The organism is Sphingomonas sp. PvP055 (assembly GCF_040546365.1).
GTDB classification, from domain to species: Bacteria; Pseudomonadota; Alphaproteobacteria; order Sphingomonadales; family Sphingomonadaceae; genus Sphingomonas; species Sphingomonas echinoides_A.
In genome coordinates this window covers 2,280,101-2,294,308 of sequence record NZ_JBEPNS010000001.1, presented here as the reverse complement: position 1 = coordinate 2,294,308, position 14,208 = coordinate 2,280,101, and the positions used below count along the sequence as shown (strand labels likewise).

Below are 14,208 nucleotides of genomic sequence, written 5' to 3'. Positions count from 1 at the left end.
TCTCATGCCCGCGACGGGAAAGACCATTCTGCCGGAATTGATGGCGCGTTTGAAAGGGGCGCTAGCCTCTAAGGACCGTGCCGAAACACGGCGCGTCGTCGCGGAAATGCTCGATCACCGCGCGCCGCTCGGCGAGCACTGGCGGGCGATCGCGCAGCTGATGCAAACCAGCGGCGAGCTGACGCTGGCGTTGCGCGCGATCGACGCGTTCGTCGCGGCTACCGGCAACAATCCGATGGCGGTCTATTCGAAGGTCGTGCTGCTGACGCAGGCGCATCGTGTCCGCGAGGCGCACGACTTGCTCGCGCACTTACCGGCTACCGTGCCCGACGCCGCCGGCCACGCCTATGTGCTCGGGAATACCGCGATGACCCTGGGGAACGTCGACGCTGCCCGTGCGCATTTGCTCGATGCGCTGACGCACCGGCCAGGGTGGGGACCCGCGTGGCTGACACTGGCCGCGGCAACCAACCTTGCCGACGGGCCGATTGGCGACCGTCTGCTCGCGGAAGGAGCGGCGGCAGAGCGGCAGGGGGCGGGTGATTTTGCGCGCTATTGCTATGCGTTAGGCAAGCTTCATGCGGATCGGGGCGAACATGGCGCAGCGTTCGCTGCGTTCGTGCGCGGTGCAGCGCTGCTCAAGGCGGAGGTTTCCTATAACTGCCATGCCGACGCAGCCAACGCGACGGCCGCGATGGAAGGATTTGACGGCGCGCGCCTCGACCAGAAGGCCGATTCTGGTTCGATCGCCACTGGTCGTCCCATTTTCGTGACGGGCTTGCCGAGGTCAGGGACGACGCTGGTGGAACAGATCCTCGCGAGCCATAGCGCGGTGCAGGACGGCGGCGAACTCAACATGATCCAGCACGTGGCCGTCGCGGCCGGGGGCGTCTCAGGGACGGCGATCGAACAGCATCTGGCGCGCGGTGGTACGCTCAACGGCCTCGCGGAGCTCTACCTGCATCTGCTGCAGGAAAGGTTCGGGCCAAGCGGGCGCATCGTCGACAAGACGATCGATGCCAGTCGTTTCCTGGGGCTGATCGCGACGGTGTTACCCGATGCGCCATTGGTGTGGATGCGACGGGACCCGCTGGATACCGCGTGGTCATGTTTCCGGACGTTCTTCATTCACGGTGTCGGGTGGAGCTTCGAGCTCGCTGACATCGCCAATCATTTTCGCCTGGAGGACGCGTTGATGGCGTTCTGGAAACAGCGGTTGGGCGATCGGCTGCTCGTCATACCTTATGGCGAATTGGTCGAGGATCCGTCCACGTGGACGGCGCGCCTGCTGGCGCATTGCGGGCTGGCGGACGAACCGGCGGTGTACGAACCACATCTCAACCCGCGGCGTGTCGTCACCGCCAGCGCGCTACAAGTCCGTCGCCCGATCAATCGCGACGGACTTGGGGTGGCCGAGCCGTATCGCGCCTGGCTGCAACCCTTCATCGATGGCTACGCCAAGCCCTGAGGCAGGGGAGGGAGCGGGCCGTGATGTAACGGAAGCGGGTCGACAAGGCGGGGTCGGTTTCGCTAGCGAAGGGGCTACCCGGGAAGGATCCTTCATGCTCCGCAGCATTCTATTAGCTACTGTTAGTGCGACGCTTTTAGCCGGGCCAGCAATGGCCGACAATCCTTTCGCGGCACGCAGCACGTTGCCGTACGAAGCTCCGCCGTTCGACCGGATCACCGACGCCGACTACCAGCCGGCGATTGAGCAGGGGATGGCGGAAAGCCTCGCCGAAGTCCGCAAGATCGCGGACAATCGCGCCAAGCCGACCTTCGAGAACACGATCGTCGCGATGGAACGCCAGGGGCAAATGCTCGCACGCGCGCAAGCCGCCTTCGGACAGGTGGCGCAAGCCAACACAAACCCGGCGCTTCAGGCTGCGCAATCGGCTCTGGCGCCCAAGCTGGCCGCCTATACCGACACGATCTACCTCGATCCCAAGCTGTTCGCGCGGGTCAAGACGCTGTTCGACACCAAGACTTCGCTAAACCTCAACCCCGAGCAAGCGATCCTGCTCGACGAATATTACAAGACGTTCGTTCGCGCCGGCGCGCAGCTGTCGCCTGCGGACCAGACCAGCTTGCGCGCGCTGAACACGCAGATTTCGACCGTCGGCATCGCGTTCCGCCAGAAATTGCTCGCCGCAACCAAGGCTGGCGCGATGGTTGTGGACGACCCCGCCAAGCTTGCCGGCATGACACCGGGCGCAATCCAGTCCGCCGCGCGCGACGCGACCGACCGCGGGATGCCCGGGAAATACATCCTGCCGCTCCAGAACACGACCGCGCAGCCCGCGCTCGAGGCACTGTCGGACCGCGCGACGCGGGAAACGCTGTTCACCAAGAGCTGGACGCGCGCGGAGCAGGGGGATGCAAACGACACGCGCGCATCGATTCTTCGACTGATCGACCTGCGCACGCGCAAGGCCAATCTGCTGGGCTACAAGACCTGGGCGGATTATTCGCTTGCCGAACAGATGGCCAAGTCCGCGGACGTGGCGCGAGACTTTCTCAACGCGCTCGATGCCCCGACGGCAGCTGCGCAGGGCCGCGAAGCCGGCGAGCTCCAGAAGGCGATCGACGCGGAGCAGGGGGGCTTCAAGCTCGCGCCGTGGGATTGGGCGCGTTATGCCGAAAAGGTCCGCAAGGCGAAATACGATCTCGACCTCAACGATACCAAACCCTATCTCGAAATCTGGAACGTGCTGGAAAACGGTATTTTCTTTGCCGCGCACGAACTCTACGGCCTGAGCTTCAAACGCCGGACCGACATCCCGACCTACCACCCGGACATCCGCGTCTATGAAGTGTTCGAGGCAAGCGGCAAGCCGCTCGGCCTGACCTATTTCGATTACTGGAAACGCGACAACAAGTCGGGTGGCGCGTGGATGAACAGCTTCGTCCGCCAGGCCAAGATCTTCGGGACCAAACCCGTCATCTCGAACACCGCCAATTTCACCAAGCCCGCCGCCGGGCAACCCGGGCTGGTCACCTTTGGCGAAGTACGAACGATGTTTCATGAGTTCGGCCACGGCCTGCATGGCTTGTTCGCCGACCAGACCTATCCGACGCTGTCGGGCACCGCGGTCGCGCGCGACTTCGTCGAGTTTCCGTCCCAGTTCAACGAACATTGGGCGCTGGAACCGCGCGTCCTCGCGCATTATGCGCGGCACTATCAGACCGGGGCCGCGATGCCGCAGGCATTGATCGACAAGATCAAGCGCTCCGAGACGTTCAACCAGGGGTATAGTTTCGGCGAGACGCTGACGGCGGCACAACTCGACATGGCGTGGCATTCGGTTCCGGCAAACGGCGTTCCGCGAGACGTCGATGCGTTCGAAACCAAGGCGTTAGGCGAAACCGGCCTCAAGGTCGGGCTCGTACCGCCGCGGTATCGGACAAGCTACTTCGCGCATATCTGGGGCTCGGGGTATGCAGCGGGCTATTACGCCTATCTGTGGACCGACATGATCCAGCAGAACGTCTATGACTGGTTCCAGCAGCATGGCGGGATGACCCGGGCGAACGGTCAGCGGTTCCGCGACCTGGTGCTGTCTCGCGGGCACACGCAGGACTATGGCGTCATGTTCCGCACCATGACGGGTCACGACCCGGAAGTGGCGCCGCTGTTGCGCAAACATGGTCTGGAGAGTGCAAAGCCCTGATGGAATACGGGAGGACCGGTTCAAACCGGCCTCCCCGTCAATATATCAAAGTCCGATAATACACATTATGTTAAATTAGGTGACGTTTGAGCGTGGCGTCACGTCACTCCGGTGCCTCTTTGCCAAACCATCACGACCAGAAAGAAAACTGCGAAGATCGCAACCCAGACCAACGCCATTTTGATCGTCGTGCTCAGCGGCAAACGTCGGGCTGCAAGCGCACTGATCGGCAGGATCAGCAACAGCGCGGTAAAAAACACGCTCACGCCGACAACTCCAGCCCATCGAACCCCGGTTCCACACCGTCCGGCAATGTGCGGACCAGCTCGGCATAGTCCATCGTCTGGTCCATATGCGTCAGCGCTGTGCGTTTGGGGCGTAACTCTTCGATCCACGTCAATACAGTCGGCAAGTCGGGATGCGACGGATGCGGTCGACGCCGCAACGCGTCCACCACCCAGATGTCGAGCCCCGCGTACAACCTGCGCATCGCATCCGTCATGCCACTCAGATCGGTCGCATACCCAATGGCGCCTCCATCGGCCTCGAACCGCAATCCGGCGGACTGAATTCCCCCATGCGGCTGGTCGACGACCCCGACGCTAATGTCGCCGATCGTCACGGTATCCCCCAGCGGCTCTATCGAAACGACCTTAGGATAACCGCCCTTACCGCTGAAAATATACGAAAATCGATCCGTCAGGCGGGTGACTAGCGACGGTCTTGCCAACCCCCGCACCGGATGCCCGAGCGCGTGGTAAACCTGCCGGAGATCGTCGATCCCATGCGTGTGATCGGCATGATCATGCGTCCAGATCACCGCGTCCAGGGTCGAGACGTCCGCCGCCAGAAGCTGTTCGCGCATGTCCGGTCCGGTGTCGACCAGGATCCTGGTCTTCTCGGTCTCGATCAGCACCGAGGCCCGCGTACGCCGGTTGCGTGGCTCCTTTGGATCGCACGCGCCCCAATCGTTACCGATCCGTGGCACGCCGGATGACGTTCCCGAACCGAGAATGCGGATCTTCACGCGATCGTCTTGGCGAACAAGGCGTGAAAATTGTCCCGCGTCGCGGCGGCCAGCGTCTCGATCGATTCCCCGCGCAGGTCGGCTAAAAACGCGGCAGTGTCGGCGACGAAAGCGGGCTCGCCGGTCTTTCCGCGATGCGGGACCGGGGCAAGAAACGGCGCGTCGGTCTCGATCAACAGACGATCGAGCGGAAGCCGCGCGGCCGTTTTCTGAAGGTCCTTCGCATTCTTGAACGTCACAATCCCCGAAATCGAGATATAGAAACCGAGTTCCAGCGCGATGTCCGCGAATGCTCCGCTCGCAGTGAAACAGTGGATGACCCCCGGGAAGGCCCCCTGCTCCATCTCTTCGCGAAGGATCTGCGCAGTGTCCGCCTCCGCGTCCCGCGTGTGCACCACGATCGGCAACTGGGTTGCACGACACGCTGCGAGATGCACGCGAAAGCTCGCTTGCTGCCGTGCCTGATCGCTATGGTCGTAGAAATAGTCGAGCCCGCTCTCCCCGATCCCGACGACCCGAGGATGCGCGGCTCGTTCGATCAGGCGCGCAGTCCCGACGTCGGGATGCTGGTCGGCTTCGTTGGGGTGAATGCCAACGGTGGCCCACACGTCGGGCTCGCGCTCCGCGGTCCCTACCACCGCATCCCATTCGCTCTCCCGGGTCGCGATGTTGAGCATCGCTTCCACCCCGCGCGCGCGCGCGCGCGCCAGCACCTCCGCCTGCTGTTCGCCGAGGCCCTTATAGTTGAGGTGGCAATGGCTGTCGGCGAACATTTACGTCTCCGTCGGGGCTTCGAGCCGGGGAAACACGCCGCTCGGTGCCGGAAGAACCGTCCCAGAAGCCAAAGGATGCGCCAGTGCTTCGAACCGGCGCGCATCCGCCGATTGCGCGAGAAGATCCAGCAGCTTGTCCGCGCCGCCCGGGATCGCCCAGCGCGCCAGAATCGCGATCCGCCGGATCGCGTCCGCAGCATGGTACAGGATCGTGTCGGCGCGGGCTGGATCGGTCTTGCGGACGCTCCACGGCGCCTGATCCGCGAAATACTGGTTCGCATCGCGCGCCGCGGACCAGACGGCCTCCAGCGCATTATGCAGCGACAGGTCCTTCATCGCCTCATGCAAACCGCGCTCGGCTGCCGCGACGCTGTCCGCGAGCGCCGCCTCCGCATCGGTGACCGCACCCGCCTCCGGCACGATTCCACCGCACGCCTTGGCGATGATCGACAGACACCGTTGCGCCAGATTGCCGAGGTTGTTGGCGAGGTCCGCGTTGCAGCGCGTGACGATCGCCTCTTCCGAATAGCTGCCGTCCTGCCCGAAGCTGACCTCGCGCAGCAGGAAGTAGCGCAGCGCATCCACCCCAAAATGCTCGACCAATGCCATCGGGTCGGTGACGTTGCCGAGCGACTTGGACATCTTCTCGCCGCGGCTGAGCAGGAACCCGTGCCCGAACACGCCACGCGGCAGCGGAATGTTCGCACTCATCAGGAACGCCGGCCAGTAAACGGCATGAAAACGCACGATATCCTTGCCGATGATATGGATATTCGCCGGCCAGAACGTCTCATACAGCTCCACGTCGTCCGGATAGCCCACGCCCGTCAGATAATTGGTCAACGCATCGACCCAGACGTACATCACATGGCCGGGACTTCCCGGAACCGGAACACCCCAGTCGAAGCTCGTGCGCGATACGGACAGGTCCGACAAACCCCCTTCGACGAACCGCAGGATTTCGTTGCGCCGGGCTTCTGGGCGGATGAACTCGGGATTGGCTTCGAAGAAATCGAGCAAAGGTTGCTGATATTTGGACAGTCGGAAGAACCACGTCTCTTCGGCCGTCCACTCGACCGGGGTTCCTTGCGGCGAAAGCTTGGCGCCGCCCTCCCCCTCGACCAGTTCCTTCTCGTCATAGAACGCCTCGTCGCGGACCGAATACCAGCCTTCGTAGCGATCGAGATAGAGATCGCCCGCCGCTTCCATCGCCCGCCAGATCGCCTGGCTCGCGCGGTAATGATCCTCGTCGCTGGTCCGGATGAAACGATCGTACGAGATATCGAGACTGTCGGCCATCTGCTTGAAATAGCCGCTCATTTCATCGGCCAGCGCACGTGGGGTGAGGTCGCGCTTGCGCGCTTCCTGCACCATCTTGAGGCCATGCTCGTCGGTGCCGGTCTGAAACCGCACCTCGCGCCCCAGCTGGCGCTGATAGCGCGCGATCGCATCGGTCGCGATCGCTTCATAGGCATGCCCGATATGCGGGCGGCCATTGGGGTAGCTGATTGCGGTGGTAATATAAAACGGGTCTGCCATCGGCGCCTCCTACTGCAAGCCGATCGCGAAATGAAGGCCTCAGGCAGCGAGCCGAGCGACGATCCCCGCCATTTCATACACAGTCGCCTGCGAATCGAGCGTGAGCGCGCGTGCCGTGGCGGACAGCGCGCGTGCCGCGTCATAGCTTTCGAGCGCGGTCCGCAGGCGCTCGCCCCGTCGCGCCGGTGCTTCCGCCGCAATGAAGGCCGGCACACGATCGAGGAACGCCTCATAGCGTGGCTGTGCAGCCTTGAGCGCGAGCGCTTTAGCGAGCTTCCCCCGGCGTGCGTTGGTCGGGTCGCCGTCCTGCGCAATCGCGGAAAGCGCTTGATCGAGCGCGGCAAGGTCCAGTCCCGCAAACCCCATCGCACGCCCCGGCGATCCTTGCGCGCCACGGATCAGCGCGGCGATCTCGGCGTCGTCGGCACGCGGCAGCGCCTCGCGCAGGACCGTCGCCATCGCAGCGTCGTTCAGCGGGTCGAACCGCAACGTCCGGCACCGCGACCGGATCGTCGGCAGCAAGCGTCCGGGGGCATGGCTCACAAGCAGGAAAATCGTTCCCTGTGGCGGCTCCTCGAGGTTCTTGAGCAAGGCGTTGGACGCGCCGGGCCGCTCCAGATCGTCGACCGCGTCGATCACGACCACCCGGCGATCGGACATCGACGGGCGTGTCGCGAACATCGGCCCCAGCGCCCGGACCTGCGCGATCGGGATACTGCGCGCCAGATCGAGCCCGGTCTTGTCGCCTTCCTTGGGCTGGCGAGTCAGTTCCCGATAATCCGGGTGCGACCCGGCAGCGATCAGCGACCGCGTTCGGTCGGTCTCGGGAACGTCGAACCCGGGCGGCAAGTCCGCGCCGGCGCCCTCCGCCAGCAAGCGCAACGCCGCGGCGCGGGCAAAGCTTGCCTTGCCTATGCCCTCGGGCCCCGCGAATAACCAGGCATGATGCAGCGCCCCGCTCCGCATCGCGGCCGCGAAGGCACCGTGCGCAGCGTCATTGCCGATGGGCATCGTCACGGGAGGTAATCCGCGAGCTGCGCCAGGATCGCATCCGAGACCGCATGAACGTCGGCCGATGCGTCGATGATGCGAAACCGATCCGATTCGCTCGTGGCAAAGCGTCGGAACGCGCGTGCGACGTCGGTATGGAACGCCTCCCCCCGCGCCGCGAACCGGTCGGCCGCTGCGCCATCCCGCGCTTCGGCCCGCGCGCGGCCTGCGTCCGGCGTGAGTTCGAGGACGAAGGTGCGATCGGGAAGCAGCCCGCGCGACCCAAAACCGTGCAGCGCAAGGATCGCGGCATCGTCGATCCCGCCCGCCAGTCCCTGATACGCACGACTGCTGTCGAGAAACCGGTCACAAATCACCCAGCGCCCCGCGCCGATCGCCGGACGGATCGTCTTCTCGACATGGTCGGCACGTGCCGCGGCAAACAGCAACGCCTCGCTATGCGCGCTCCACCGCGTCACCGCGCCTTCCATCAGCAGGGTGCGAATCGCCTCCGCCCCCTCGCTGCCGCCGGGTTCGCGGGTGACGAGCGCGTCGATCCCACGGTCGGCAAGCGCGGCGGCGAGCAAGCGGGCCTGCGTCGACTTGCCCGCCCCCTCCCCGCCCTCGAGCGACAGGAACCGTCCGGTTACCGACACGCAATCATCCCCCGAAGAAGCTCATCAACCCCGCCCACGCGCGACCGAAGAACCCGGCCTCGGCGACGTCGGTCGCGGCGACCAGCGGCAGGCGTTGCTGTGGCATGTCGGGCGTGGAGACGATCAGGTCGGCAATATGCTGGCCCGCCTTGATCGGTGCCTTGATCGGGCCATCATAGACGACCTTGAGCTTCATGTCCGCCGCGACGCCCGCAGGCAGAGTTGCGGTCAAGTCGGTCGGCGCGACCAGACCGACGGTCCGGGCGCTGCCGAGCTGGACTTCGGCGGTCTCGATCTGCTTCCCCTTCGCGGCGATCGGCTTGGCCTGCCACGCGCGGAAGCCCCAGTTGATGAACTTGACCGACTCATCCGCGCGCTGCCCCGAACTGCCGAGCCCGGCCATCACCATCACAAGGCGGCGACCGTTCTGCTGCGCCGATCCGGTGAAGCCATAACCCGCTTCCTCGGTATGCCCGGTCTTGAGACCGTCGGCACCCTGCACGCGGCCGAGCAACGGATCACGATTGGCCTGCGCGATCGGATTGGCACCGCCTAGCGTCTTGCCCCAGGTGAAGTTCGGCAACGAATAGAACCGCTTGTACAGCGTCGGATGGTCCAGGATCGTCGCCGACGCGAGCTTCGCAAGGTCGCGCGCGGTCACATAGGTCACACCGCCATCGGGCCAGCCGTTCGACGTTCCGAAATGGCTGTTGGTCAGCCCAAGCTTCGCCGCCGAGCTGTTCATCCGTTCGGTGAAGGTTTCCTCCGTCCCGGAGATGCCCTCGGCGAGCACGACGCAGGCGTCGTTGCCGGACAGGGTGACGATGCCCTTGAGCAAATTCTCGACGCTGACGTCCTCGTTCGCCGAGAGGAACATCGTCGACCCCTGGCTATGCCACTTGCGCCACGTCTCGGGCTGGACATGGAAGGTCTGGTTGAGCTTGAGCTCGCCCGACTTGATCATGTCGAACGCGACATAGACCGTCATCATCTTCGCCATCGACGCCGGCGGCATGCGGCGGTCCGCATCCTTGGAATAGAGCACCGCGCCCGACGACAGGTCCTGCAGATAGGCGACCGGCGCCGGCGTCTGGAAATCGGGCTTGGCGATCGCGGGCGTCGTGACCGCAATGGCGACGATGGCGGTGGCGGCAATCCAGTTCCGGCGGGATGACATGATGTTGGCTCTCGATCTTCTAGTTTGAATGGAGAATGCGGGCGTCGCCATAGCCAGCCCGGGCGATGCCGTCACGCGCGCGTTGGGCAGATACGAAATCGGCATAGGGCCCAAGCCGGACGCGGTACAGCCCACCCCCCGTGAAAACCTTCCCACCCAATTTGCGCGCCAGCGCCGAGGCGGGCGTCGCTGAGGACAGTGCGGCAACCTGAACCGTCCACGACCCTCGGGCGGGAGACGCCCTTCCTAAGACTGCGGGCCTTGCGGGCCCTGGGGGCGTAACGGGCAAAGGCGCGATCGGGGTTGGGGTCTCAGCGATCGGCGCACCTGTCGCTTGCTCGGCGACAGCGCTCCCCGGAAGCATCCGCCGCAGCGCTGCGAGCAACACCGGCGGGGCATCCAGCCTCGGCGCAACGCTTTTACCGGCTAGAAGGCGTTCCCGCTCGGCAATGGGAGGAAGGACCCCGCGCACCCGGAATGGCGCGCGGTCGCCTACCCCCAATTGCCGGGCTGCCCCCGGGGACAGCGCGACGACCGCGCCATCGGCCGCGCCGCTGACCACCTGCGCGACGATCGTCCGCCCACTGTCGAGCGCGGTCAGTTCGACGAAGCTGCCGACGGGAAGCCTTGGATACGCAACGGCGATCATGACGTCCCGGAACGGTCCCTCCGGCGGCGGCGCCATCATCGTCGCGAAACCCACCGCGTCCGACGACACCTCCCCCGATGTCCCCTTCGGCCCGGCCGCGGCCGGGCCGGGACTTTCCTGCCCAGCCAGCGGCATCGTCGCCAGCAGGAGAAGCATCAGCCCCGCACTGCCGTACATCTTACCGCTCGACCGCATCGGCGAGGAGACCCACCGACAGCGCGTAGAAGTTGGAGCAATTGTAATCGAGGATGACCCGGTAATTGCCGGTCAACAGATAAGCGGTCTGCCCTTCCCCGTCGGGCTCGATCAGGGTGGCGAGAACCGTATCCCCCGGCCAGCTGCGCGTCTGCGGCACCAGCCCCAGCGCACGCCACTCGGCCATCGTCTTCCAGCCGCTATGCCGCTGAAAGACCCGCGGACACCGCGGCGAAACCAGCCGGTTGGCGATCTGCCCGCGATCGAAGCTCCCCGGCACCGAAACCGCGATTCCCCACGGCTGCCCCGACCGCCAGCCCGCATTCGAGAAATAGTTGCCGATCGACGCGAGCGTGTCCGCGCTACTGCTCCAGATATCGGCGCGCCCGTCGCCATCCCCGTCGCGCGCCAGGCGCAGATACACCGATGGCAGGAATTGCGGCCCACCGGTTGCCCCGGCCCAGCTACCGACCAGCTGCGACCGCGGCACGCCGCGGTCCATCATCTGCAACGTCGCGATGAATTCGTCCGCGAACAGATCACGCCGTCGCCCTTCGTAGGCTAGCGTGGCGAGCGCGCGTGGCAGATCGAAGCTGCCCGTCACCCGGCCATAGCTCGTCTCATGTCCCCAGATCGCGACCATGATCGATTCGGGAACCCCCGTCTCCTGCTCGATCCGCTGGAGCCTGCTCCGCTCGCTCGCATAGGCAGACTGTCCCCGCGCGATCAGTGCGCTGCTGAGGTGCTGTGCCTTGTACGGCGCGAACGGGGGAATCGCGGATATCGATGGTCCGCCGGGCTGCTGGCGATCGAGTTCGATCACGCGCTGGTTGAGCGTCAGCGTCGGCAGGACCGCGTCGAGCGTCGCCCGCCGGACGCCCTTCGCCTCCGCCTGGCTGCGCAACGTTCCGAGATAGGTCTGGAACCCCGCATCGTCCTGCGCATAGGCAGACCCGCTGATGCCCAAGCTGAAGGAAATCGCCGCAATACTACGCGCGATCCGTCGCCTAATTCTATTGTTACCCCGCATGAGGCGACCTTGGCACAGCACGATAGCGGCATGAAGCCCCGAAACGCCCTCCGTCCCGAACTAATCGCCAGACGCTGGCAGAGCGGGGGTGAAGCGAGATGCAGAGCCGTTTGAAGCCCGGACGGGGTGGGATTCGAACCCACGGTAAGCGTAAACCTACGGCGGTTTTCAAGACCGCTGCCTTAAACCACTCGGCCACCCGTCCCCGGGAGGCCGGAATTAGCGGGGCGCGATGTGAAAAGCCAGCCTCGATCTTTGAGGCCGATCGACCCGCGGAAGCGCGAAACGAACCGTGTCGGATTTTAGCCGGTCCGCAAAAGACTGGCGATGATTTCGTCTTCGGAAACGATCTCGATGGCTTTGCCATCGCGCCTTAGCGTGTCGGCACGTTTGTGGTCGGCGTGGGCGCTGACGTAGCGACCAAAGGGCTGTTCGTTACTAATGACCAGTTTGGTTGTGGTCAGACCCACCGACGCCACGATCCGAGCCCCCGCTGCTGCAAGCCGGTTCGCAAGCATTCCGTCCCGCGCCGCGCCGAGGATTGCGATGCGCTCCCCTTTCAGCGGTCCAACGGCCGCGGACTTTGGGCTTTGGCGACCACGTGTATGGGCCGGTAACAACCATCCGGCGAGACCAATCCCCGTATGCTCGATCGCGCGGACGATGACATAGCCCGCGGCACGGGCGTCGCTGAGCGCATCGTGATGTTTATGCCGCACCCCGAGGAACTTGGTCAGCACATTCAGCCGGTGGCTTGGCAGGTCAGGCCACGCCCGTTTCGCCACACGTACGCTGTCCAACCACGTCGTCTCGATCGGCGTCCGGTCATGAACGCGACATGCCGCCGCCAGAGCGCCCTTGTCGAAAAAGGAATGGGCGACGGTGATCCGTCCCGAGAGATGCGCAGCAATCGTAGCGTGGACCGTGGCAAACGTCGGCGCTCCGGCGACATGATCACACGTAAGTCCATGAATTCGGGTGTTGAACGACGAAAACCGGTCGAGCGGGTCGATCAGCGATTCATATTCGAAAACCTCCCGTCCATCTTTGAAGCCAACGATGCCAATCTGACAGATACTGCTAACGCTTGAACATGCGGTCTCGACGTCGATGACGACGAATTCAGCGATGTCATCGCTAGAGGACTCCGCTGAAACAACGGGACACTGGGGAATCACTGAACGCATTCCATGGAACATACCGTGTCCGCTCGCAAAACGCATCCTCTTGGTACGATCTCGCGCCACCCCATATCGGCATCAGGGGGAAATTTTCGACAGGTGACGAGATGGCAAATGGATGGGCGCCCGATGGCGCGGTACAGGATCAGATCGACGATACGATCAAGGACGCGGTAAACAGCGCGCGTGCGCGGATGCCGAGCGGAGACAGCGCGCAGGATTGCGACGAGTGCGGCGTCCAGATTCCCGAGGGACGACGCCGGGCGCTTCCTGGTGTGCGTACTTGCGTTGCCTGCCAAAGCGAGCGCGACAAGAAACCCGTTCTCTCAAGTATGAACCGGCGCGGGAGTAAGGACAGTCAGCTCCGGTAGTGGCCAATGCCACCTCAAGATTCTTGGACATCTGACCGTAAAGACAGAAAACCCTCCCCGCGAAGGCGCGGAGAGGGATAATCCGTGTCATTCTGTCGCCGCGATTTTTCCAAGCGGCACCGGCAGAAGACCTTACTTCTTGCCGAACGAAGACATCGCACCGAAGCGCTTGTTGAAGCGGGCGACCTGGCCGCCAGCGTCGAGCATCGTGCCGCGCCCACCGGTCCAGGCCGGATGCGCGAGCGGATCGATGTCGAGCGTCATAAGATCGCCTTCCTTGCCCCACGTGGTGCGGGTCTGGAACTGCGTGCCGTCGGTCATCTGCACCGTGATGGTGTGATAATCGGGATGGATGTTCTTCTTCACGACGTAATTCTCCGAAAAGCCGCTGGTTTCCGACCAGCAGCGAAGGCGCGGCCCTTATCAGAGCCCCACCCGATGTGCAACCAACGCGTCCCGTCAACCCTTGGGCGGATCCGCGATCATCGCCGTAAAGTTGGCTTCCGCTGCCAATTGCCCGTCGATCGTCGCGCGCCCGGCGAACTTGCACACGCTCGAGCGCTTCTGGACGAACTCGACCTCGAGCTTGAGCAGCACCCCCGGTTCCACTGGCTTCCGGAACTTCGCCCCGTCGATCGCCATGAAATAGACGAGCTTGCCCGACCCGGCGAGCCCCAGCGATTCCACCGCGAGGATCCCAGCGGCTTGCGCCATCGCCTCGACGATCAGCACGCCCGGCATGATCGGACGTCCCGGGAAATGTCCCTGGAAGAACTGCTCGTTCATCGTCACCGCCTTGATCGCCGTGATCGACCGGTCGAGGATGAGATCCTCGACCCGGTCGACCAGCAGCATCGGGTAACGATGCGGCAGCGCCGCCATGACCCGCCCGATATCGAGCGGGCCCATCGCGCCGCGGCCTTGTTCTACACCGTCAGCCATCAGACCC

The 14,208-nt window shown here is 64.3% G+C and carries 15 protein-coding genes and 1 tRNA gene; 3 read left to right on the top strand and 13 right to left on the bottom strand.

Annotation, left to right across the window (positions count from 1 at the left end; genetic code table 11):
• The first annotated feature begins 40 nt into the window (after positions 1–40).
• Both ABIC16_RS10750 and ABIC16_RS10745 read left to right on the top strand, forming a co-directional pair.
• Positions 41–1,468, top strand: coding sequence for a tetratricopeptide repeat-containing sulfotransferase family protein (locus ABIC16_RS10750; protein ID WP_354291081.1), 1,428 nt, complete (start codon positions 41–43; stop codon positions 1,466–1,468).
• Positions 1,469–1,619: 151 nt separating this feature from the next.
• Complete coding sequence (locus ABIC16_RS10745; protein ID WP_354291080.1) at positions 1,620–3,671, top strand: M3 family metallopeptidase; 2,052 nt, start codon at positions 1,620–1,622, stop codon at positions 3,669–3,671.
• 98 nt (positions 3,672–3,769) lie between these two features.
• Here the strand turns inward: ABIC16_RS10745 and ABIC16_RS10740 are convergent, their stop codons facing one another.
• From ABIC16_RS10740 to ABIC16_RS10690, 11 genes are all read right to left on the bottom strand, one after another.
• Positions 3,770–3,937 carry a hypothetical protein gene (locus ABIC16_RS10740; RefSeq protein ID WP_354291079.1) on the bottom strand — a complete coding sequence of 56 codons (168 nt, stop codon included), beginning with the start codon at positions 3,935–3,937 and terminating at the stop codon, positions 3,770–3,772.
• On the bottom strand, positions 3,934–4,698 hold the full coding sequence (locus ABIC16_RS10735; RefSeq protein ID WP_354291078.1) for an MBL fold metallo-hydrolase: 765 nt from the start codon (positions 4,696–4,698) through the stop codon (positions 3,934–3,936). Before ABIC16_RS10735 ends, ABIC16_RS10740 begins: the two co-directional genes overlap by 4 nt.
• Positions 4,695–5,471: a TatD family hydrolase gene (locus ABIC16_RS10730; protein ID WP_354291077.1), complete on the bottom strand. Its 777-nt coding sequence runs from the start codon at positions 5,469–5,471 to the stop codon at positions 4,695–4,697. The genes ABIC16_RS10735 and ABIC16_RS10730 overlap by 4 nt, the downstream gene beginning before the upstream one ends.
• Positions 5,472–7,010 carry a methionine--tRNA ligase gene (gene metG / locus ABIC16_RS10725; RefSeq protein WP_354291076.1) on the bottom strand — a complete coding sequence of 513 codons (1,539 nt, stop codon included), beginning with the start codon at positions 7,008–7,010 and terminating at the stop codon, positions 5,472–5,474.
• 39 nt (positions 7,011–7,049) lie between these two features.
• Positions 7,050–8,027 carry a DNA polymerase III delta subunit-related protein gene (locus tag ABIC16_RS10720; RefSeq protein ID WP_354291075.1) on the bottom strand — a complete coding sequence of 326 codons (978 nt, stop codon included), beginning with the start codon at positions 8,025–8,027 and terminating at the stop codon, positions 7,050–7,052.
• Positions 8,024–8,656 (bottom strand): dTMP kinase, encoded by a 633-nt coding sequence (gene tmk, locus ABIC16_RS10715; protein ID WP_354291074.1) that lies wholly within the window; start codon positions 8,654–8,656, stop codon positions 8,024–8,026. Before tmk ends, ABIC16_RS10720 begins: the two co-directional genes overlap by 4 nt.
• A gap of 4 nt (positions 8,657–8,660) precedes the next feature.
• Positions 8,661–9,833: a D-alanyl-D-alanine carboxypeptidase family protein gene (locus ABIC16_RS10710; protein ID WP_354291073.1), complete on the bottom strand. Its 1,173-nt coding sequence runs from the start codon at positions 9,831–9,833 to the stop codon at positions 8,661–8,663.
• 19 nt (positions 9,834–9,852) lie between these two features.
• A complete protein-coding gene (locus ABIC16_RS10705; RefSeq protein WP_354291072.1) occupies positions 9,853–10,638 on the bottom strand; it encodes an SPOR domain-containing protein in 786 nt (261 codons plus the stop codon).
• 22 nt (positions 10,639–10,660) lie between these two features.
• The gene (locus ABIC16_RS10700) at positions 10,661–11,638 is read right to left on the bottom strand and encodes a lytic murein transglycosylase (protein WP_354292302.1); all 978 of its coding nucleotides are present in this window, start codon (positions 11,636–11,638) and stop codon (positions 10,661–10,663) included.
• A 187-nt stretch (positions 11,639–11,825) separates the two neighbouring features.
• Positions 11,826–11,912 (bottom strand) — tRNA-Ser (locus ABIC16_RS10695).
• A gap of 97 nt (positions 11,913–12,009) precedes the next feature.
• On the bottom strand, positions 12,010–12,894 hold the full coding sequence (locus tag ABIC16_RS10690) for a 3'-5' exonuclease (RefSeq protein ID WP_354291071.1): 885 nt from the start codon (positions 12,892–12,894) through the stop codon (positions 12,010–12,012).
• Between the two features lie 101 nt (positions 12,895–12,995).
• Here ABIC16_RS10690 and ABIC16_RS10685 point away from each other — a divergent pair, with 101 nt between their 5' ends.
• Positions 12,996–13,259 (top strand): DksA/TraR family C4-type zinc finger protein, encoded by a 264-nt coding sequence (locus tag ABIC16_RS10685; protein ID WP_354291070.1) that lies wholly within the window; start codon positions 12,996–12,998, stop codon positions 13,257–13,259.
• 132 nt (positions 13,260–13,391) lie between these two features.
• Here ABIC16_RS10685 and rpmE read toward each other — a convergent pair whose 3' ends face one another.
• Positions 13,392–13,625 carry a 50S ribosomal protein L31 gene (gene rpmE / locus ABIC16_RS10680; protein ID WP_277969758.1) on the bottom strand — a complete coding sequence of 78 codons (234 nt, stop codon included), beginning with the start codon at positions 13,623–13,625 and terminating at the stop codon, positions 13,392–13,394.
• Positions 13,626–13,718: 93 nt separating this feature from the next.
• On the bottom strand, positions 13,719–14,201 hold the full coding sequence (gene fabZ, locus ABIC16_RS10675; protein WP_354291069.1) for a 3-hydroxyacyl-ACP dehydratase FabZ: 483 nt from the start codon (positions 14,199–14,201) through the stop codon (positions 13,719–13,721).
• Positions 14,202–14,208: the final 7 nt, after the last annotated feature.

Bases quoted from the DNA above. Each gene is read 5' to 3' on its own strand.
- metG (WP_354291076.1), bottom strand. From the start codon at position 7,010: ATGGCAGACCCGTTTTATATTACCACCGCAATCAGCTACCCCAATGGC.
- ABIC16_RS10705 (WP_354291072.1), bottom strand. From the start codon at position 10,638: ATGCTTCTCCTGCTGGCGACGATGCCGCTGGCTGGGCAGGAAAGTCCC.
- ABIC16_RS10685 (WP_354291070.1), top strand. From the start codon at position 12,996: ATGGCAAATGGATGGGCGCCCGATGGCGCGGTACAGGATCAGATCGAC.
- ABIC16_RS10750 (WP_354291081.1), top strand. From the start codon at position 41: ATGGCGCGTTTGAAAGGGGCGCTAGCCTCTAAGGACCGTGCCGAAACA.
- ABIC16_RS10745 (WP_354291080.1), top strand. From the start codon at position 1,620: ATGGCCGACAATCCTTTCGCGGCACGCAGCACGTTGCCGTACGAAGCT.
- fabZ (WP_354291069.1), bottom strand. From the start codon at position 14,201: ATGGCTGACGGTGTAGAACAAGGCCGCGGCGCGATGGGCCCGCTCGAT.
- ABIC16_RS10710 (WP_354291073.1), bottom strand. From the start codon at position 9,833: ATGTCATCCCGCCGGAACTGGATTGCCGCCACCGCCATCGTCGCCATT.
- ABIC16_RS10690 (WP_354291071.1), bottom strand. From the start codon at position 12,894: ATGCGTTCAGTGATTCCCCAGTGTCCCGTTGTTTCAGCGGAGTCCTCT.
- ABIC16_RS10730 (WP_354291077.1), bottom strand. From the start codon at position 5,471: ATGTTCGCCGACAGCCATTGCCACCTCAACTATAAGGGCCTCGGCGAA.